This is a genomic window from Piscibacillus halophilus, assembly GCF_900110685.1.
GTDB lineage: Bacteria > Bacillota > Bacilli > Bacillales > Alkalibacillaceae > Piscibacillus > Piscibacillus halophilus.
The window spans coordinates 1-19831 of record NZ_FOES01000030.1; the positions used below are offsets into that span (position 1 = coordinate 1).

At 38.0% G+C, this 19831-nt stretch carries 22 protein-coding genes, 2 rRNA genes and 2 other annotated features; all 24 genes read left to right on the top strand.

What is annotated here, in order from left to right; all coding sequences use genetic code 11:
- A 23S ribosomal RNA gene (locus BMY57_RS11650) occupies window positions 1-145 on the top strand; the annotation flags it as partial.
- Between the two features lie 78 nt (window positions 146-223).
- A 5S ribosomal RNA gene (gene rrf, locus BMY57_RS11655) occupies window positions 224-339 on the top strand.
- A 194-nt stretch (window positions 340-533) separates the two neighbouring features.
- Window positions 534-1226, top strand: a complete 693-nt coding sequence (locus BMY57_RS11660) for an MgtC/SapB family protein (RefSeq protein WP_091774510.1) — start codon at window positions 534-536, stop codon at window positions 1224-1226.
- A gap of 206 nt (window positions 1227-1432) precedes the next feature.
- The gene (locus BMY57_RS11665) at window positions 1433-1897 is read left to right on the top strand and encodes a CtsR family transcriptional regulator (RefSeq protein WP_091774512.1); all 465 of its coding nucleotides are present in this window, start codon (window positions 1433-1435) and stop codon (window positions 1895-1897) included.
- 14 nt (window positions 1898-1911) lie between these two features.
- A complete protein-coding gene (gene mcsA, locus BMY57_RS11670; protein ID WP_091774514.1) occupies window positions 1912-2451 on the top strand; it encodes a protein-arginine kinase activator protein McsA in 540 nt (179 codons plus the stop codon).
- The gene (gene mcsB / locus BMY57_RS11675; protein WP_091774516.1) at window positions 2451-3515 is read left to right on the top strand and encodes a protein-arginine kinase McsB; all 1065 of its coding nucleotides are present in this window, start codon (window positions 2451-2453) and stop codon (window positions 3513-3515) included. The genes mcsA and mcsB overlap by 1 nt, the downstream gene beginning before the upstream one ends.
- 19 nt (window positions 3516-3534) lie before the next feature.
- A complete protein-coding gene (gene clpC, locus BMY57_RS11680; RefSeq protein ID WP_091774518.1) occupies window positions 3535-5985 on the top strand; it encodes an ATP-dependent protease ATP-binding subunit ClpC in 2451 nt (816 codons plus the stop codon).
- 173 nt (window positions 5986-6158) lie between these two features.
- The gene (radA, locus tag BMY57_RS11685; RefSeq protein ID WP_091774520.1) at window positions 6159-7535 is read left to right on the top strand and encodes a DNA repair protein RadA; all 1377 of its coding nucleotides are present in this window, start codon (window positions 6159-6161) and stop codon (window positions 7533-7535) included.
- Window positions 7536-7727: 192 nt separating this feature from the next.
- Entirely contained in the window at window positions 7728-8822 is a 1095-nt protein-coding gene (locus tag BMY57_RS11690; RefSeq protein WP_091774522.1) for a PIN/TRAM domain-containing protein, read from the top strand.
- 93 nt (window positions 8823-8915) lie between these two features.
- Complete coding sequence (gene ispD, locus BMY57_RS11695; protein ID WP_091774524.1) at window positions 8916-9605, top strand: 2-C-methyl-D-erythritol 4-phosphate cytidylyltransferase; 690 nt, start codon at window positions 8916-8918, stop codon at window positions 9603-9605.
- 13 nt (window positions 9606-9618) lie between these two features.
- The gene (gene ispF, locus BMY57_RS11700) at window positions 9619-10098 is read left to right on the top strand and encodes a 2-C-methyl-D-erythritol 2,4-cyclodiphosphate synthase (protein WP_091774526.1); all 480 of its coding nucleotides are present in this window, start codon (window positions 9619-9621) and stop codon (window positions 10096-10098) included.
- A gap of 48 nt (window positions 10099-10146) precedes the next feature.
- Window positions 10147-11622 (top strand): glutamate--tRNA ligase, encoded by a 1476-nt coding sequence (gene gltX, locus BMY57_RS11705; protein WP_091774528.1) that lies wholly within the window; start codon window positions 10147-10149, stop codon window positions 11620-11622.
- 35 nt (window positions 11623-11657) lie between these two features.
- Window positions 11658-11871 (top strand) — a binding site (T-box leader).
- An 83-nt stretch (window positions 11872-11954) separates the two neighbouring features.
- A complete protein-coding gene (gene cysE, locus BMY57_RS11710; protein ID WP_091774530.1) occupies window positions 11955-12632 on the top strand; it encodes a serine O-acetyltransferase in 678 nt (225 codons plus the stop codon).
- A complete protein-coding gene (gene cysS / locus BMY57_RS11715) occupies window positions 12613-14010 on the top strand; it encodes a cysteine--tRNA ligase (RefSeq protein ID WP_091774532.1) in 1398 nt (465 codons plus the stop codon). The genes cysE and cysS overlap by 20 nt, the downstream gene beginning before the upstream one ends.
- A complete protein-coding gene (locus BMY57_RS11720) occupies window positions 14007-14408 on the top strand; it encodes a Mini-ribonuclease 3 (RefSeq protein WP_091774534.1) in 402 nt (133 codons plus the stop codon). Before cysS ends, BMY57_RS11720 begins: the two co-directional genes overlap by 4 nt.
- 2 nt (window positions 14409-14410) lie before the next feature.
- A complete protein-coding gene (gene rlmB, locus BMY57_RS11725; protein ID WP_091774536.1) occupies window positions 14411-15148 on the top strand; it encodes a 23S rRNA (guanosine(2251)-2'-O)-methyltransferase RlmB in 738 nt (245 codons plus the stop codon).
- A 6-nt stretch (window positions 15149-15154) separates the two neighbouring features.
- Complete coding sequence (locus BMY57_RS11730) at window positions 15155-15664, top strand: NYN domain-containing protein (protein WP_091774538.1); 510 nt, start codon at window positions 15155-15157, stop codon at window positions 15662-15664.
- Between the two features lie 108 nt (window positions 15665-15772).
- Window positions 15773-16393, top strand: coding sequence for an RNA polymerase sporulation sigma factor SigH (sigH, locus tag BMY57_RS11735; RefSeq protein WP_246247179.1), 621 nt, complete (start codon window positions 15773-15775; stop codon window positions 16391-16393).
- A gap of 67 nt (window positions 16394-16460) precedes the next feature.
- Entirely contained in the window at window positions 16461-16607 is a 147-nt protein-coding gene (rpmG, locus tag BMY57_RS11740) for a 50S ribosomal protein L33 (protein ID WP_091774542.1), read from the top strand.
- Window positions 16608-16640: 33 nt separating this feature from the next.
- The gene (gene secE, locus BMY57_RS11745; RefSeq protein WP_091774544.1) at window positions 16641-16808 is read left to right on the top strand and encodes a preprotein translocase subunit SecE; all 168 of its coding nucleotides are present in this window, start codon (window positions 16641-16643) and stop codon (window positions 16806-16808) included.
- Window positions 16809-16963: 155 nt separating this feature from the next.
- On the top strand, window positions 16964-17497 hold the full coding sequence (gene nusG / locus BMY57_RS11750; protein WP_091774546.1) for a transcription termination/antitermination protein NusG: 534 nt from the start codon (window positions 16964-16966) through the stop codon (window positions 17495-17497).
- Between the two features lie 141 nt (window positions 17498-17638).
- Complete coding sequence (gene rplK / locus BMY57_RS11755; RefSeq protein ID WP_091774548.1) at window positions 17639-18064, top strand: 50S ribosomal protein L11; 426 nt, start codon at window positions 17639-17641, stop codon at window positions 18062-18064.
- A gap of 263 nt (window positions 18065-18327) precedes the next feature.
- The gene (gene rplA, locus BMY57_RS11760; RefSeq protein ID WP_091774550.1) at window positions 18328-19026 is read left to right on the top strand and encodes a 50S ribosomal protein L1; all 699 of its coding nucleotides are present in this window, start codon (window positions 18328-18330) and stop codon (window positions 19024-19026) included.
- A gap of 55 nt (window positions 19027-19081) precedes the next feature.
- Window positions 19082-19234: a sequence feature (ribosomal protein L10 leader region), on the top strand.
- Window positions 19235-19284: 50 nt separating this feature from the next.
- Window positions 19285-19785: a 50S ribosomal protein L10 gene (rplJ, locus tag BMY57_RS11765; protein ID WP_091774552.1), complete on the top strand. Its 501-nt coding sequence runs from the start codon at window positions 19285-19287 to the stop codon at window positions 19783-19785.
- The last annotated feature ends 46 nt before the right edge of the window (window positions 19786-19831 follow it).

Here is a 19831-nt window from a genome sequence, read left to right on the forward strand (position 1 = left end):
TAAGCATGAAGCCCCCCTCAAGATGAGATTTCCCATCGCTTCGAGCGAGTAAGATCCCTCAGAGACGATGAGGTTGATAGGTCCGAGGTGGAAGCGTGGTGACACGTGGAGCTGACGGATACTAATCGATCGAGGACTTAACTTCGATTGGAAAAGACGCAAACGACGCTTGGCAGTTCGTATTTAGTTTTGAAGGTGTTTAACCTGAACACAATTATAATAGTCCGGTGGCGATGGCAGAGAGGCCACACCTGTTCCCATGCCGAACACAGAAGTTAAGCTCTCTAGCGCCGATGGTAATTGGGGTCTTTCCCCTGTGAGAGTAGGACGCTGCCGGGCAAATTTAAACCAAGAAGTTAATCTTCTTGGTTTTTTTATATTACGAAGATCCATAATAATGTTATAATGTCCTGTTTATGAATGTTCTTTTATATTATGAAGCCGTTTGATATAATTAAAAACATTAATCTCGAATTGTCTAAATAAAATAATTATTAAGGTTTTAATAAATAGATTAAAAGGGGGGAGTTGAGATGGAAAACATTAATCAATATTTTGGTCATGACTTTGATGTCATGTTGGTTCGTATATTATTAGCAACCGTATTATGTGGATTAATAGGGTTTGAAAGGGAGCTTAAAAAGCACTCTGCAGGATTTAGGACTCATATTTTAGTTGGTGTAGGCTCCTGTTTAATGATGTTATTATCTATATACGGTTTTGAAATGTTTATTGATACGTATGAAAATGTCCGTTTTGACCCAGCTAGAATCCCATCTTATGTAATTAGTGGGATTGGTTTCTTAGGAGCTGGAACAATCATGGTTCATGGTATGACCATCCGTGGTTTAACAACAGCTGCATCAATATGGACAGTGGCAGGTATTGGATTGGTTATTGGTGTCGGAATGTATTCATTAGCGATTTTAGTGACGACGGTTGTTTTACTAAGCTTGATTTTCTTAAATTCATGGGAAAAACTTTTTATTAAAAGTAAATCAGAGAATTTTATTCACTTAATTGCAAGTAAAGATGTTCATATTGCCAATGTCTTAAACATCTTTGATGAGTATTCATTGTTCATCAAACGGTTAGAAATTGAAAGTGAAAGTTCAGACCAGCGTAATATTTATATTGAACTTGAAAAAAATCAAGATTTTGATCGTCATGATATTTTAGATGAAGTAAGTAAATTAGAGCATGTAACATATGTTTATGAACGATAAGCTTTTGTGTCGGAGGATACAAAGGCTTTTTTTATATAATAAGGAAATATTTAATATTAGCTAAATATGTTTTAAGCTTTTTCGTTTGCAACAAAATAAAATGTGAGTATAATAAAAGTATAGTCAAAGATAGTCAAAGTCAAATCAATACCTTTGACCTTTTGGCATTCTCAATGAACAAATGTGATTGAGGGAGGGATGGGCGATTGCGGAACATTTCGGACATTATTGAATCCTATTTAAAAAAAGTTATTCAATCAAGTAATAGTGATGTCATTGAAATTAAACGAAGTGAAATTGCAGATCGTTTTGAATGTGTACCATCTCAAATAAATTATGTGATTAATACACGATTTACTGTGGAAAAAGGTTATATAGTGGAAAGTAAACGTGGTGGTGGAGGTTATATTCGCATCATGCGAATAAGACCGAAATCCAAGTCTGAGTTAATTGATGAGTTATTGTTGTTAAGTGGAGAACGTTTAACACAACAAGCGAGCTTAGACTTTATCGAACGTTTGGCAGAGGAAGGTATGATTACGGAGCGAGAAGCTAGGTTAATGAGTAAAATTATGCATCGTGATATTTTATCCATACCTTTACCAATGCGAGATGAATTGAGAGCTAAGATTTTCCGTCAGTTTTTAATGACAATTAAAATACATGATTAATGGAGGGGTGGAACATGGAGTGTCAACGTTGTCAACAAAATGAAGCAACTGTTCATTATACACAGGTTGTAAACGGCGAAAAGACAGAAATCCACCTATGTGAACAGTGTGCAGAACAAGAAGGTTACATGAATTTTTCTAATGAAAATATGTCCATTCATCAATTATTGACGAGTATGTTTCCGTTTGATCAAAACGTCAACCAAGCTCAATCTATTCAAACGCAACAACACAATCTACAGTGTGACCGTTGTGGAACCACATACCAGCAGTTTAGAAAACGTGGTAAATTTGGATGCAGTAATTGTTATCGAGCATTTGAGTCTAATTTAAATCCTTTATTCAGACGTGTACACAGTGGTAACACGAAACATGTCGGAAAAATTCCGAGACGTATTGGAGGTAATTTGCATAAGCAAAGAGAATTAGAACAATTACAAGCAAAACTCCAACAGCTTGTTTATGATGAAGCGTTTGAAGAGGCAGCACAAGTACGAGATGAAATTCGTAAACTAAAGGAAGAGCTACAACAGAATAAGGACGGTGAAGCATAATGTCATTACAAAATTTTATCAATGATGCCATCAGTCCTTGGCTAAACACAGAAGGCGTTGATAATGATATTGTGTTAAGCAGTCGCATTAGATTAGCACGTAACTTTGAGCAAGTACCTTTTCCGACCAGTGGAGATAATGATGCATTAGTTAAAGTTTTAGAGTATATGGAACAGGAATTTGACCAACAATCTTATAAGGACTTTAAACAGTTTCAATTAGTGAAAATGAATGATCTTAAGCCTGTTGAGAAAAGAGTTCTTGTTGAAAAACACTTAATTAGTCCGAGTTTAGCTGAGAAAGACCATACTGGCGCTGCTCTTATATCGAAGAACGAACAAGCGTCAATCATGGTTAATGAAGAAGATCATTTAAGAATTCAACTGTATTACCCTGGCTTTGAATTGAGTGAAGCACTTAACAAAGCTCAGGAACTCGATGATTGGTTTGAGGAGCGCATTAAATACGCATTTGATGAGAACAGAGGGTATTTAACAAGCTGTCCAACAAACGTTGGAACAGGGCTACGTGCTTCGGTTATGATGCATTTACCGGCACTAGCGATGACCAATCAAATTAATAACTTAATTCCAGAAATTAATAAGTTAGGATTAGTCGTTCGTGGGATTTATGGTGAAGGTAGTGAGGCACAAGGCCAGCTTTACCAAATCTCAAATCAAATGACACTTGGTAAATCCGAAGAAGATATTGTTGAAGATTTAAAAAGTGTTGTGCAACAGGTTATTGAAAATGAGCGCCGCGCTCGCGAATGGATTATGGAGCAGTTGGGAATACAGTTAGAGGATAGAATATTCAGATCCTATGGTACTTTAGCCAACAGCCGAATCATACAATCCAAAGAGGCAGCCAAATGCTTATCAGATGTTCGTCTAGGAATTGATTTAGGTTTAATCAAAGATATTCCTAAAACTATTTTGAATGAGTTAATGGTATTAACACAACCTGCTTTTTTACAACAATATGCGAAGAAAACATTATCACCAAATGAACGCGATGTCTTTCGTGCGAATTTAATCAGAGAAAGATTGCAGCTAGAAAAATAATTGAAGGAGGTCATGCAATATGATGTTTGGAAGATTTACGGAACGAGCACAAAAAGTATTAGCTTTATCTCAAGAAGAAGCTATTCGTTTAGGCCATAATAACATTGGCACTGAACACATTCTTCTGGGATTAGTAAAAGAAGGCGAAGGAATAGCAGCCAAAGCATTACAATCGTTAAATGTTACGGCTGATCAGATACAACAAGAAGTTGAACAATTAATCGGAAGAGGCCAAAACACGTCTCAAACGATTCATTATACACCGCGTGCGAAAAAAGTGATTGAATTATCGATGGATGAAGCACGTAAATTAAGTCACTCTTACGTTGGTACGGAGCACATTTTACTTGGGTTAATCCGTGAAGGTGAAGGTGTAGCAGCACGTGTATTCAATAACTTAGGAGTTAGCTTAAATAAAGCAAGACAACAAGTGCTTCAACTATTAGGTAGTAATGAATCAACGTCTAGCCAACGTGGTAATCAAAAACAATCTAATAATGCACATACGCCAACTTTAGACTCTCTAGCGCGTGACTTAACATCAGTTGCCCGTGAAGGAGGTATTGATCCGGTTATTGGTCGAAGCAAAGAAATTGAACGTGTCATTCAAGTGTTAAGTCGTCGTCGTAAAAACAACCCGGTTTTAATTGGTGAACCAGGTGTTGGTAAAACGGCGATTGCTGAAGGGTTAGCTCAGCAAATCGTTAACAACGAAGTTCCTGAAATTTTACGAGATAAACGTGTCATGACTTTAGATATGGGTACAGTTGTTGCTGGTACAAAATATCGTGGTGAATTCGAAGATCGTCTTAAAAAGGTGATGGAAGAAATTCGCCAAGCTCGTAATATTATCTTATTTATCGATGAGCTTCACACCCTAATCGGTGCTGGTGGAGCAGAAGGTGCCATTGACGCATCTAACATTTTAAAACCAGCATTAGCTCGTGGTGACTTACAATGTATCGGTGCCACAACATTAGATGAATATCGTAAATATATTGAGAAAGATGCTGCTTTAGAGCGTCGTTTCCAACCAATTCAAGTTGATGAGCCAACATCAGAAGAATCCATTAGTATCTTAGAAGGATTAAGAGATCGTTATGAGGCACACCATCGTGTCACGATATCGGATGAAGCGATTGAAGCAGCCGTTCGATTATCAGATCGCTATATTACAGACCGATTCTTACCGGATAAAGCGATTGACTTAATTGATGAAGCAGCGTCACGCGTCCGATTAAGAAACTACACGGCTCCGCCAAATCTTAAAGAATTGGAACAAAAACTTGATGAAGTGAAGAAAGAAAAAGATGCAGCTGTTCAAAGCCAAGAGTTTGAAAAAGCAGCATCATTACGTGATAAAGAACAAAAACTTAAAGATGAATTAGAAAAAACGAAAGATCAATGGAAAGAAAAACAAGGGCAAGAAAATTCTGAAGTCACAATTGATGATATCACCCATGTGGTTTCAACGTGGACTGGAGTGCCTGTATCTAAGTTAGCGAAAGACGAAACAGAACGTTTATTAAACTTAGAAGAAACTCTTCATGATCGAGTCATTGGTCAAGACGAAGCGGTTAAAGCTATATCAAAAGCTATTCGTCGTGCAAGAGCAGGTCTAAAAGATCCTAAACGTCCAATTGGTTCATTTATTTTCTTAGGTCCAACAGGTGTTGGTAAAACAGAACTAGCACGCGCATTAGCGTCTGCGATGTTCGGTGATGAAGATGCGATGATTCGAATTGATATGTCTGAGTACATGGAAAAACACTCCACGTCAAGACTTGTCGGTTCACCTCCAGGATATGTTGGTTATGATGAAGGTGGCCAGTTAACTGAAAAAGTTCGTACAAAACCTTACTCAGTTATCTTGTTAGATGAGATTGAAAAGGCACACCCAGATGTCTTTAACATCTTACTTCAAGTACTAGAAGATGGACGACTAACGGATTCGAAAGGCCGTGTTGTTGACTTTAGAAACACGGTTCTCATCATGACATCTAACGTGGGGGCACACGAGCTGCGCCGTCAAAAATATGTTGGATTTACAATGAATGACGATCAAAAAGACTATCAAGAAATGAAGTCTAAGATTATGGAAGAGCTGAAAAAAGCTTTTCGCCCAGAATTTTTAAACCGTCTTGATGAAACAATCGTCTTCCACTCACTTGAAGAAAAACACATTAAAGAAATCGTTCGTTTAATGGTAAAACAACTTCAAGATCGATTAAAAGATAACGAAATTTCATTTACTCTAACAGAAAAGGCAATAGAAAAAATTGCAGATGAAGGAATGGACCTAGAGTACGGTGCTCGTCCACTTCGTCGTTCAATTCAAAAAAACGTAGAAGACTTCTTGTCAGAAGAACTGTTAAAAGGTAATGTGAAGACAGGGCAAACAGTTGAAATTGATGTAAATGACGACGGCGAATTTTATGTGACTTCTGTAAAAGAATTAGAAACTTCTTAAGCGTAACCTAAGCAGTCGGTTTATTCGCCGACTGCTTTTTTATTTAAAAGCTTGAGTTTAACGCTTTCCATATAAAAATATGAAGGTTGGAGTAGCGTAAAAATAAGAGTGAGCGCATACTCAACCTAACTTTTGACTTAGAACTTACATAAAGGATAGAAGGAGAGAGTACATTGGCTAAAACAAAAACAGTTTATTTCTGCCAAGAATGTGGTTATGAATCACCGAAATGGATGGGGAAATGCCCTGCTTGTCATCAATGGAACACGATGGTAGAAGAAAAAATTAGACCTAATAAAGGCCAAAATAAACATAGTTTAGGTTCTGTCGGTTCAGAGCGTAAACGTAAGCCAAGCCCAATTAATCATATAACATCCCAAGAAGAAAAACGTATTGAAACGAAAATGGAAGAGTTTAACCGCGTACTCGGTGGTGGAGTCGTTCCAGGATCATTAGTTTTAATTGGTGGTGATCCGGGTATAGGTAAATCAACTTTGCTGTTACAAGTTTCATCGCAATTAGCGGCAAAGTCGTTACAAGTTTTATATATTTCAGGTGAAGAATCTGAGAAACAAACAAAATTAAGAGCCGATCGATTAAATATTAACGAAGATGAGTTATATATTATGGCTGAAACTAATATAGATGACATTATCGATGCTGTTAATGAGATGGACCCGTCCTTTGTGGTCATAGACTCTATACAAACGATTTACCATGAAGGAGTCACTTCAGCACCCGGTTCTGTTTCACAGGTTCGAGAATGTACGGGGACATTAATGAAGCTAGCGAAGACTAAAGGAATTCCAATTTTTATCGTCGGTCACGTGACAAAAGAAGGGTCTATTGCAGGTCCGAGATTGTTAGAACATATGGTTGATTCGGTTTTATATTTTGAAGGTGAGCGCCACCATACATTTAGAATTGTCAGAAGTGTTAAGAACCGCTTTGGTAGTACACATGAAATGGGAATATTTGAAATGAAAGAAGAGGGGTTAGTGGAAGTTAGTAATCCGTCAGAAATTTTTCTAGAGGAGCGGTCCCAAGGTGTAGCGGGTTCAACTGTAGTAGCATCTATGGAAGGGACTCGACCAATGTTGGTGGAAATTCAAGCATTAATTTCACCAACTCAGTTTGGTAATTCTAGAAGAATGGCAACGGGGCTAGACCATAACCGAGTACCGTTATTAATGGCCGTGTTAGAGAAACGAGCAGGTCTATTGCTTCAAAATCAGGATGCGTATGTCAAAGTAGCTGGTGGCGTGAAGTTAGATGAACCGGCCATTGATTTAGCAGTCTCTATAAGTATTGCATCGAGCTTTAGAGATCAACCTACAAAGCCTGAAGATGTGTATATAGGAGAAGTTGGCTTAACAGGGGAAGTAAGACGCGTTTCTAGAATTGAACAACGTGTTCAAGAAGCGAGTAAGCTTGGTTTTAAAAGAATTATTCTTCCTAATAAGAATTTAAACGGTTTCCAGGCGCCATCAGGAGTTGAATTAGTAGGTGTTGATTCTGTCCAGGATGCATTGAAAGTGGGATTGGAATAAATTTGAATAAAATGTGAATAATTATAAAAATTATTATTTGTAATACAATTGACATATTACTCGTTTGGTGTTAAACTGATAAATTATTTATTTTGACGAGGTCATATGTGCGTGTTAAAATTTAGTAAAGCAATTATCATAGGTTATGGTTTATGGAAAAGTTGGTAAAGCTAGATTTAGGAGGTGAAAAAGTTGCTAAAAAGAATTCTGCAATTATTTTTTCTTATAGCTGGCGGTACAATAGGTTACTTATACTTCCCAGATCTGCTAGGAATATGGAACGTCGGTGAGCCCGAATGGTTATATCCATATATTGGGATGACTCTAGGAGCAATTATATTTTTTATTATCTCTTATTGGCTAGCGGACTACGTTGTAGACTTTTTAAAAGTAACGGAAGAGAAATTAGTAAAAGCGCCTGTGCAAGATTTATTATTCGGTAGTTTAGGTCTTATAGTAGGTTTAATCGTTGCTTTTCTAGTGAATTTTTATTTACAAGATATTCGTATAACAGTTGTTTCAGAGGTTCTACCATTGTTTGTATCCCTTATACTTGGTTATTTAGGTTTCCAAGTTGGTTTTAAACGGAGAAACGAATTCGTTAATTTAATCAGTGTTCAAAAGAAAGACCCGAAAGGTAAAGATGGGAAAGAAGTGGCGACTCAAGATGATGCCTCAATTAGACCGAAAATTTTAGATACAAGTGTTATTATTGACGGACGTATAGCTGATATATGTGATACGAAGTTTTTAGAAGGAACCATTGTGATTCCTCATTTTGTATTAGAAGAATTACAACATATTGCGGACTCATCAGATGTATTAAAACGGAACAGAGGGCGCCGTGGACTGGATATACTTAACAGGCTTCAGAAAGATTCATTGGTAGAAGTTCAAATCTATGAAGGTGATTTTGAAGAGATCCAAGAAGTCGATAGTAAACTGGTAAAATTAACGAAATTATTAGATGGAGTATTAGTGACAAATGATTATAATTTAAATAAAGTTTCAGAGTTTCAGAATGTCACGGTTCTTAATATTAACGATTTAGCGAATGCGGTTAAGCCAATCGTATTACCTGGTGAAGAAATGGATGTTCAAGTCATTAAAGCTGGTAAGGAAGAAAAGCAAGGTGTCGCTTATCTAGATGATGGTACTATGATCGTCGTTGAGGACGGTAAAAACTTTATTGGAGATACGATTGATGTCATTGTCACAAGTGTTCTTCAAACTTCAGCTGGTCGGATGATTTTTGCGAAACCGAAAGCACTTGAGAAGGCACAATAATTCGGAGTAAAATAAAGGTTGATACATCTTGATTTCCAAAGTGTCATCAAGAGTGTCAGCCTTTAATTTTTTCATGAAAATAGGAGAATTGATATGCCAGATTATCAAGTCATCGTATTAGCGGCAGGACAAGGTCGTCGTATGAATGCCGGTAAAAATAAACAATTAATAGAAATTGGTGGTCAAACATTAATCGAGCATACATTACAAGTGTTTGAGAATGATGATTGGTGTGATTCCATTTATGTCGTTATCCACCCGAACGAACAGAAGTTAATGGGAGATCTCATAGGAAAACAGTTTTCTAAAGTTAAAAAAATCGTTAACGGTGGAGATGAGAGACAAGATAGTGTCCGTGAAGGGTTGTTAAGTTTAGAACAGAAATTAGTAACGTTTGTTCACGATGGAGCACGCCCTTTCGTGACAGAAGATGAATTGCATGAGCTTTACGAACAAACTATTAAGCATGGTGCTGCGTTTTTAGGAGTGCCTGTGACGGATACGATTAAACAAATAAAAGACGGTAAAGTGCAGACGTTAAATCGTTCGGAGTTAGTCGCAGCCCAAACTCCGCAAGCTTTTACATATGATTGGTTAAAAAAGGCTCACGATTATGCATATGAGCACAAAATTTATGCGACAGATGATGTAGCCTTATTAGAGTACTTAGGCCACTCACCAGCTTTTGTACATGGAAAGTTAAGCAATTTTAAAATTACAAATCCTGAGGATATACAAAAAGCTGAAAATATGCTAAAAATAAATAGGTTAGACTATAAATAAGGAGGCGCTTTCGTTGTTCAGAATTGGACAAGGATTTGATGTACATCAGTTAGTTGAAGGACGCCCATGTATCATTGGTGGAGTTGAAATACCATATGAAAAAGGATTGTTAGGGCATTCCGATGCGGATGTACTATTACATACTATAGCAGATGCTGCTTTAGGAGCGATTGGGGAAGGCGATATCGGTAAACATTTTCCTGATACGGACCCGGCTTTTAAAGACTTTGACTCCAAGCAGTTGCTAAGAGAAGTGTGGCATAAAGTAGAAAAACAAGGGTATGAACTTGGAAATGTTGATTGTACGGTTATTGCCCAAGCACCTAAAATGGCCCCATTTATAGATGAAATTAGATCCAAAGTCGCAGAGCTGCTTAATGCAGACGCATCACAAGTAAATGTTAAGGCGACAACGACTGAAAAGTTAGGTTTTACTGGAAGAAAAGAAGGGGTTGCAGCTCAAGCAACCATTTTAATACAACGTAAGCGCTAAATTGTGTACAATAATAGACGATGAATGAGAACGGAAAGGAGCTTTTTCATGGCAGATCAAAAAGTACGTGTGCGTTATGCACCAAGCCCAACAGGTCATTTACACATTGGGAATGCCAGAACAGCATTATTTAATTATTTATTTGCAAGAAGTACTAATGGTGAATTCATCATTCGTATTGAAGATACAGATCAAAAGCGAAATGTCGAAGGTGGAGACATTAGCCAGCTTAAATATTTAAAATGGCTAGGCATCGACTGGGACGAGAGTGTTGATGTAGGTGGAGATTACGGTCCATACCGTCAGATGGAACGCTTAGACATTTACAAAAAATATGTGTATGAGCTATTAGACCGTGGGTTAGCTTATAAATGTTATATGACAGAAGAAGAATTAGAGGCTGAACGTGAAGAACAACGCGCAAAAGGCGAAGTTCCTAAATATTCAGGTGCGCACCGTGACTTAACAGAAGATCAAATCAAGGAATTTGAAGCAGAAGGACGCCAACCATCTATTCGTATTCGTGTACCTGAAAATGAAACGTATCAATTCAATGATATCGTAAAAGGTGATATTACCTTTGAATCGGATGACTTTGGTGATTGGGTCATTATGAAGAAAGATGGCACACCAACTTATAACTTCGCCGTTGCTGTAGACGATCATTTAATGAACATCACACATGTGTTGCGTGGTGAAGACCATATTTCTAATACGCCTAAGCAAATGATGGTGTATCGTGCATTTGATTGGGAAGTACCAACATTTGCTCATATGACATTGATTGTGAATGAACAACGTAAAAAGTTAAGTAAACGTGATGAGTCAATCATTCAATTTATTGAACAGTACGCTGATTTAGGTTACTTACCAGAAGCGTTATTTAACTTTATCACCCTTCTTGGTTGGTCACCAAAAGGAGAAGAAGAACTTTTCACTCGTGAAGAGTTTATTGACATTTTTGATCCTGAGCGTTTATCGACATCCCCGGCTGTTTTTGACACAGGTAAACTAAAATGGATGAACAACCAATACATCAAAGCAAGTTCATTAGAGCGGGTCATTGACTTAACGTTACCTCACTTAGTAAAGGCGGGTAATGTTGAGGAAAATGTAAGTGGTGAAGATCGTAAATGGGTTGAAGAGCTTATTGCCTTATACAAAGATCAGCTAAATTATGGAGCGGAAATAGTAGAGTTGACAGAGTTGTTCTTCAAAGAAGACATTGTTTATGGTGAAGGAGAAATGGAAGTGTTAAATCAAGAACACGTTCCTAATATGCTAAGTCACTTCCAAATTGAAATTGGTCAAATGGAAGACTTCACGCCAGAGAACATTAAAGCTGCGATTAAGGCAACTCAGAAAACGACGGGTAACAAAGGTAAAAAACTATTTATGCCAATTCGTGTGGCAGTGACAGGGCAACAACATGGGCCAGAACTACCAAATGCGATTCACTTATTAGGACAACGTACGGTGATGAATCGACTAAATAAAATTGTTGGCGAGTTAAAACATTCGTAACATATTTAAAAAATCGTATATAATAGAAATATATAGTTAAATCGTAGATGAGGAAAAGTAGGAAGCTTACCTTAATCACAGAGAGAGCTGTAATGCTGAGAGCAGCTTTTAAGTGAGTTTTTGAAATGCACCTCTGAGTCTTCGCCCGAACTCATGAGTACGGTGAAGCGGGTTGTTCCCGTTAATAACTAGAAGTGAGAGGTAGTTTACCTCTAAACAGAGTGGGACCGCGCGCAAAGCGTCTCTGTCTATTGATATAGGCAGAGACGCTTTTTTAGTTTCCAATAGACATCATAGATTATGACATCAAGGGGAATAAGGAGGGAATACACATGAAGAAATTCTTCAAAATGTTAAAAGAAGATGTAGATGTGGTCTTTGATCAAGACCCTGCAGCTAGAAATCGTTTTGAAGTCATTTTAACGTATTCTGGTGTTCATGCCGTATGGGCGCATCGAGTCGCTCATGCTTTATATAGACGAAAATTATATTTCATCGCAAGAGTTATTTCTCAGTTAAGTCGGTTCTTAACTGGGATTGAAATTCACCCAGGAGCTAAGATAGGAAGACGTTTTTTTATTGACCATGGAATGGGTGTTGTGATTGGAGAAACGTGTGAGATTGGGGATAACTGTACGATTTATCAAGGGGTAACCTTGGGTGGAACAGGTAAAGAAGCTGGTAAACGGCACCCGACGTTAAAAGATAACGTATTAGTAGCTGCGGGAGCCAAGGTGTTAGGCTCCATTACAATCGGTGAATGGGCGAAAATAGGCGCTGGTTCAGTTGTATTAAAAGACGTTCCACATAATTCAACGGTTGTAGGAATTCCAGGGCAGATTGTTGTTCAAAATGGTGTAAGAGTTAATAATAAAGATTTGAACCATCACAAATTACCTGACCCGGTAAAAGAAAAATGCGATTCACTTGAGGATCGAATAGCTGAATTAGAAGAGGAATTACATGAATTGAGAGGAGTGTCGAAGGAAGATGACCATCAAGCTCTATAACACACTAACAAGAACAAAAGAAGAATTTAAGCCTTTAGAAGAAAACCAGGTGAAGATGTATGTTTGCGGACCAACCGTATATAACTATATTCATGTTGGTAATGCTCGACCAGCCATCGTCTTCGATACCGTCCGACGTTATTTTGAATATAAAGGTTACAATGTCGAGTATGTGTTAAATTTTACTGATGTTGATGATAAGTTAATTAAAGCTGCTAATGAGCTGAACGAAGAAGTCCCTGTCATTGCGGATCGTTTTATAAAGGCTTATAAAGAAGATGTTGCGAAGCTCAATGTTAAAGAAGCGGTTCATCACCCTAGAGTAACGGAAACAATGGATGATATTATCTCGTTTATCGAACAGCTTATTGAAAAAGGGTTTGCTTATGAAGCGGATGGTGATGTTTATTTCCGAACAAGATCTTTTGATGAGTACGGAAAATTATCTCATCAATCCATCGACGAATTACGTTCTGGTGCTAGAATTCAAGTCGGTGAGAAAAAAGATGATCCGTTAGATTTTACTCTTTGGAAAGAAGCTAAATCTGGTGAGATTTCATGGGATAGTCCTTGGGGGAAAGGTCGACCAGGTTGGCATATTGAATGCTCAGCGATGGCTCGTAAATACTTAGGAGAAACGATCGACATTCATGCTGGTGGTCAAGACTTAGCCTTCCCTCACCATGAGAATGAAATCGCCCAATCAGAGTGCCATAATGACACAACGTTCGCTAATTATTGGATGCATAATGGTTACATTCAAATTAATAATGAAAAAATGTCTAAATCTCTAGGGAACTTTATTTTAGTTCATGAATTAGTCGAAAAACATGACCCAAATGTGGTGCGCTTCTTCATGTTAAGCGTTCATTACCGTAATCCAATTAACTTTAGTGATGAGTTGTTGATGGAAGCTAAAAACAGTTTTGATCGACTAAAAACAGCTTATCTTAACCTTCAACACCGTAAAACTGCAAGCTTAAACTTAACTCAAGATAATGCTGAATGGGAAGAAAAAATTAATAACTTGAAACAACGTTTTATTCAAGAAATGGACGATGATTTTAATACAGCTAACGCTATATCTGTGTTGTTTGAATTGGCGAAAGAAGCGAATATTTATGCGCAACAAGATCAAACATCGACCACCATTATTGATCGATTTACAGATCTTTTCGATGAAATAACGACGGTGCTTGGTTTTTCATTACATGACACAGAGTTATTGGATCATGACATTGAAGCGTTAATAGAGGAACGTATTCAGGCTAGAAAAGATCGAAACTTTGCTCGTGCAGATGAAATTCGTGATCAATTAAAAGAAAAAGGCATTATTCTAGAAGATACGCCGCAAGGAACGAGATGGAAAAGAGCATGACACGAACTCATGATGTAAAACAGATGAAAAGTTTGGCTTTAGCTTATATGGGAGATGCGGTTTATGAACAGTATGTCAGAGAATATTTGATCCGCCAAGGAGAGGTTAAGCCTCAAGTCTTGCATGACCATGCCGTATCGTTTGTGTCAGCTGATGGTCAGGCGTACGTGTTAAAACAATGGTTAGATGAAGGGTTATTAACATCTGAAGAACAAGGTGTTGTTAGACGAGGGCGTAACGCTAAGTCTAACACACCTAAAAGTACAGATGGACAGACTTATCGCTTGAGTACAGCATTTGAGGCTTTAGTCGGTTATTTATATCTCAAAGAAGATTATGAACGTTTAGATTATCTCGTCACGCAAGCTATACAAGATTTAGAAGAAAGGAGAGGTTAACGATGAAAGAGGAGTGGATTATGGGTAGAAACCCTGTTATGGAAGCGTTAAAATCAGGTCGCCCAATTAATAAAGTGTTTGTTTTAGAATCGATGGAAGGTCGTGCTCAATCCTCTATATTCAAACTAGCAAAACAACAAAACGTCTTAGTTCAAAAAGTCCCTAAGCATAAACTTGATCAAATCGCTGATCATCACCAAGGGGTAGCAGCTTCTGTTGCAGCTTATGAGTATGCTGAAATCGATGACCTTTTTGCTAAAGCGAAGGAAAAAGGGGAATCTCCTTTCTTTATCTTGTTGGATGAATTAGAAGATCCACGTAATCTCGGCTCAATTATGCGAACAGCAGATGCAGTAGGTGCTCACGGAATCATTATACCAAAACGTCGTTCAGTTCAATTAACCCAAACAGTTGCCAAGGCATCCACAGGAGCTATTGAGTATATTCCAGTTGCTCGAGTCACCAATATGAATCAGACAATTGAACAATTAAAAGAAGAAGGTGTATGGGTGGTTGGAACAGATGCGAAAGGGAAGCATGATTATCGTGAAATAGATTATGATTTACCGATTGCGGTTGTCATAGGCAGTGAAGGGAAAGGAATTAGCCGATTAATCCTTAAAAATTGTGACTGGCTTGTCCGTTTACCTATGCGAGGTCAAGTCACATCACTTAACGCATCCGTTTCTGCTAGCTTGTTAATGTATGAAGTCTACCGTAGTCGTTTTCCATTAGGGTGATGTTGTATGATTGTACTGGTGGTAGACGGTTATAACATGATTGGAGATTGGCCAGAACTACGAGAGCTAAAAGATTATCAATTAGAAGAAGCGAGAAATCGACTGATTGAAATGATGGCAGAATATCAAGCCTATACCGGGTATCGAGTGATTGTTGTTTTTGATGCCTATGGGGTTAAAGGAACCGAGAAAAAGCGGAAAGAGCATCGGGTTGAAGTTATTTTTACGAAAGAAAATGAAACGGCTGATGAACGGATTGAAAAACTAGTCAATGAAGTGAAGAATGTCATGACTAAAGTTTACGTAGCAACCTCTGATTACACCGAGCAATGGACGATCTTTTCAAAAGGCGCGTTAAGAAAGTCTGCCAGAGAATTATTACTAGAAGTAAGAGAAATCCATTCAGAAATTAAAAATGATGTGGAAGAACATCAAACCTTACAACCTAAGTCTAAAATCCCCTTAAGCAAGGATGTATTAGAAGCCTTTGAGAAGTGGCGCCGAGGCGGAAAATAACAGAATAGCAGTTGACTGAAAATTCACAATTCCTGTATAATGTCTGTATATTGCGGTGTTCAGCTTGGGGGGATCTGTGTGAAGAGCAACGAAGAAAAGAAGAAACAGATGGATTGGGCAGATTTAGAGGATGAAACGATTGTTGAGTATGTTCATGAAGGGGATGTACAAGCCCTGGATTATTTAATCAACAAATATCGAAGTTTTGTTCGCGCGAAAGCTCGTACATATTTTCTGATAGGGGCAGATCGTGAAGATATTGTGCAGGAGGGTATGATCGGCCTGTATAAAGCCATTCGGGACTTTCAAGCGGATAAGCTATCATCTTTTAAAGCATTTGCTGAACTATGTGTAACTCGACAAATCATCACAGCGATTAAAACAGCTACTAGACAAAAACATATTCCACTTAACTCTTATGTTTCGTTGGACAAGCCAATCTATGATGAAGAATCAGATCGAACTCTTTTGGATGTGATAGCTGAACATGATACATCAGATCCTGAAAAGTTATTAGTAGATCGCGAGAAGTTTGTGGATATGGAAGATAAGATGGAAGAGTTATTAAGTGAACTAGAACGAGAAGTATTACACTTATATTTAGATGGGCAATCTTATCAAGAGATATCTTTACAATTGAACCGTCATGTTAAGTCTATTGACAATGCACTTCAACGGGTTAAAAGAAAGCTTGAGCGACACCTCTCTGTCAGTGAGCTCACCTACTAAATACCATTGACACTTGATGTGAAAACGTGGTAAATTAAACGAAGTGATAAAAAGGAAGAGGATTGTCATGCGAAAAAAAGTTGTGCTAGCATGTACGGTTTGTAATGGGCGAAATTATACAACCGAAAAAAAACAACAAAGTGCAGAACGTATAGAAGTAAAGAAATATTGCAAACGATGCGCCCAGCACACAATACATCGTGAAACTAAATAGATGATATGCTCAGGTGTTTAAGGGGGACATGCAGTGATTAAATTCTTTAAAGATGTTAGCCGTGAAATGCAAAAGGTAAGTTGGCCAAAAGGTAATGAATTATCAAAATACACGGTCATCGTCATCTTAACTGTATTATTTGTATCAATTTTCTTCACAGTTATAGATTTAGGAATTACTCAGATTCTAGAATTATTGTAATATCTTATTTTATTATATAAAATGTGATTTGTGATATAATGTATGAAGAGATGAAAACCCGCGTATAGTGGGTTTTTTAATTTACCTAAAATTCGGCTATACCTGCTTTGTATAATCGAACAATGATGAGGAGGGAAGGTTTTAAACCTATCGCGATGGAGAAAAATTGGTATGTGGTTCACACGTACTCTGGTTATGAGAACCGAGTGAAAATTAACTTGGAAAAGCGTATTGAAACAATGGGAATGGAAGATAAAATATTCCGTGTCATTGTGCCAGAGGAAGAAGAAACTGAAATCAAAAATGGTAAGCGTAAAACGGCTATGAAAAAAGTGTTCCCCGGTTATGTTTTAGCAGAAATGATTATGACGGATGATTCATGGTTTGTTGTACGTAATACACCAGGTGTTACTGGATTCGTTGGATCGACTGGTTCAGGAGCTAAGCCAACGCCTTTGCTACCTGATGAAGCGGAACGAATCTTAAAACGCATGGGTGTTAAAGATGAAGTACAAGACTTTGAATTCGAATTAAAAGAATCGGTTCGTGTTACCGATGGTCCATTTGCAAACTTTACTGGTACGATTGAAAATATTGATATGGATAAACAAAAGGTAAAAGTCCATGTCAATATGTTTGGCCGTGAAACTCCAGTCGAATTAGACTTCACTCAAATCGAAAAATTATAGGATATCCCTTGCCACCTCAATAGATTTATGCTAGAATTTTTATGTTTCTTATGGTCTGAATAAGATTCATTCATAGAAATATTGAGTGGGAGGGGAATAACCCCCAATTACCACATCACGGACTTTAAGGAGGTGTGTCTCGTGGCTAAAAAAGTAGTAAACGTAGTTAAACTTCAAATTCCTGCTGGTAAAGCGAACCCAGCACCGCCAGTTGGTCCTGCGTTAGGTCAAGCTGGTATCAACATCATGGGATTCTGTAAAGAGTTTAACGCTAAAACACAAGATCAAGCAGGTACTATTATTCCGGTTGAAATTTCGGTTTATGAAGACCGTTCATTTACATTCGTAACGAAAACCCCACCTGCTGCTGTGTTACTTAAGAAAGCAGCTGGTATCGAATCAGGTTCTGGTGAGCCTAACCGTAACAAAGTAGCAACGGTTAAGCGCGATCAAGTTCGCGAAATTGCTGAAACAAAAATGCCTGATTTAAACGCTGCTGATGTTGATGCAGCAATGCGCATGGTAGAAGGTACCGCGCGTAGTATGGGTATTGTTGTTGAAGACTAATCCCATTTAGTTGGATATGGCGGAAAGGGGTTGCGAAGAGATTCGCAACCTTTATTACGCTTATTTTTAGAGAATGTATTGTTGGAATATGTGAGAACTATTTCAACAAACTATGAAATAGAGGCGAGCTCGTCGTAGTGAATGAAGCAAAACGTTTTTATAGATTATAACTACGCCTCTGTCTTCGCCTAAAGGCTCGCAGTCGAGCGAGTTTTCTTTAGTGGGAGGTCAAACCGTTAAAACCACAATGAGGAGGATTTATGATGCCAAAGAAAGGTAAAAAATATCAAGAAGCATTAAAGCTTGTTGATCGCAACAAAGCTTATGGTATTCAAGAAGCTGTAGAAGTAGTGAAAAAAGCTTCAACAGCAAACTTTGATGAAACAGTAGAAGCTGCTTTCCGTCTAGGAGTTGACCCTAAGAAAGCAGACCAACAAATCCGTGGAGCGATGGTTTTACCACACGGTACAGGTAAAACTCAACGCGTTTTAGTATTCGCTAAAGGTGATAAAGCGAAAGAAGCGGAAGCTGCAGGTGCAGATTATGTAGGAGATGAAGAATACATCAATAAAATCAACCAAGGTTGGTTCGAATTCGATGTTGTTGTTGCAACTCCAGACATGATGGCACAAGTAGGTAAATTAGGTCGTGTACTTGGACCAAAAGGTTTAATGCCAAACCCTAAAACTGGAACAGTTACTTTCGAAGTTGAAAAAGCTGTTCAAGATATCAAAGCAGGTAAAGTAGAGTACCGTGTAGATAAAGCTGGAAACATCCATGTACCAATTGGTAAAGTTTCGTTCGACGATCAAAAGTTAATCGAAAACTTTGATGCATTAGCTGATACAGTTGTAAAAGCTAAGCCGCAGTCATCAAAAGGAACTTACATGAGAAACGTTTCAATCTCATCTACAATGGGACCTGGCATTAAAGTTGACGTTTCATCTTATTTAGCTAAATAATAAAAATAGTTGACAAAGCTTACGTTATTTTATATAATTGCGTTTGTTGAAAATAAAATGAATCGACGTTATACCGTAGACAGCAGGAGCAGTTAAACTGCTTAAACCATTCCTGCCGAGGTGTGCTAAATTGAAATGATTCGTACGAGTATGTGCGATTATGATATTGATGCCTCCATGTCTACATGGAGGCATTTTTTATAGCGATGAACACCACGCGGTATGATCGGAACCGACCAACGACTAGGAGGTGGAACGATGAGCAATGTACTAGAACTGAAGAAACAACAAGTCGATGAAATTGCATCTAAACTAGAAAATAGTAAAACAACAGTTCTTGTAGACTATCGCGGTCTAAATGTTGAAGAAGTGACTGAACTTCGTAAACAGTTACGTGAAGCTGGTGTTGACTTCAAAGTATACAAAAACACAATGACACGCTTCGCAACTGAAAAAGCTGGGTTCGAAGATCTTAACGAATTACTAGTTGGACCTACAGCTATTGCGTTCTGTGAAGAGGACGCGGTTGCTCCGGCAAAAGTTATTGGTAACTTTGCAAAAGAGCATGACGCACTTGAAATTAAAGGTGGCGTTATTGAAGGCCAGATCGCAACACTTGATCAAATCAAGGAGCTTGCAGAACTACCTTCACACGAGGGACTTGTATCTATGCTACTCAGCGTACTACAAGCACCGGTTCGCGACTTCGCTTATGTTACAAAAGCAGTTGCAGAACAAAAAGAAGAAGAAGGCGCGTAAGGCGTCATAGTCGGATAAAACAAAAAATCATTTAAGGAGGATCTTA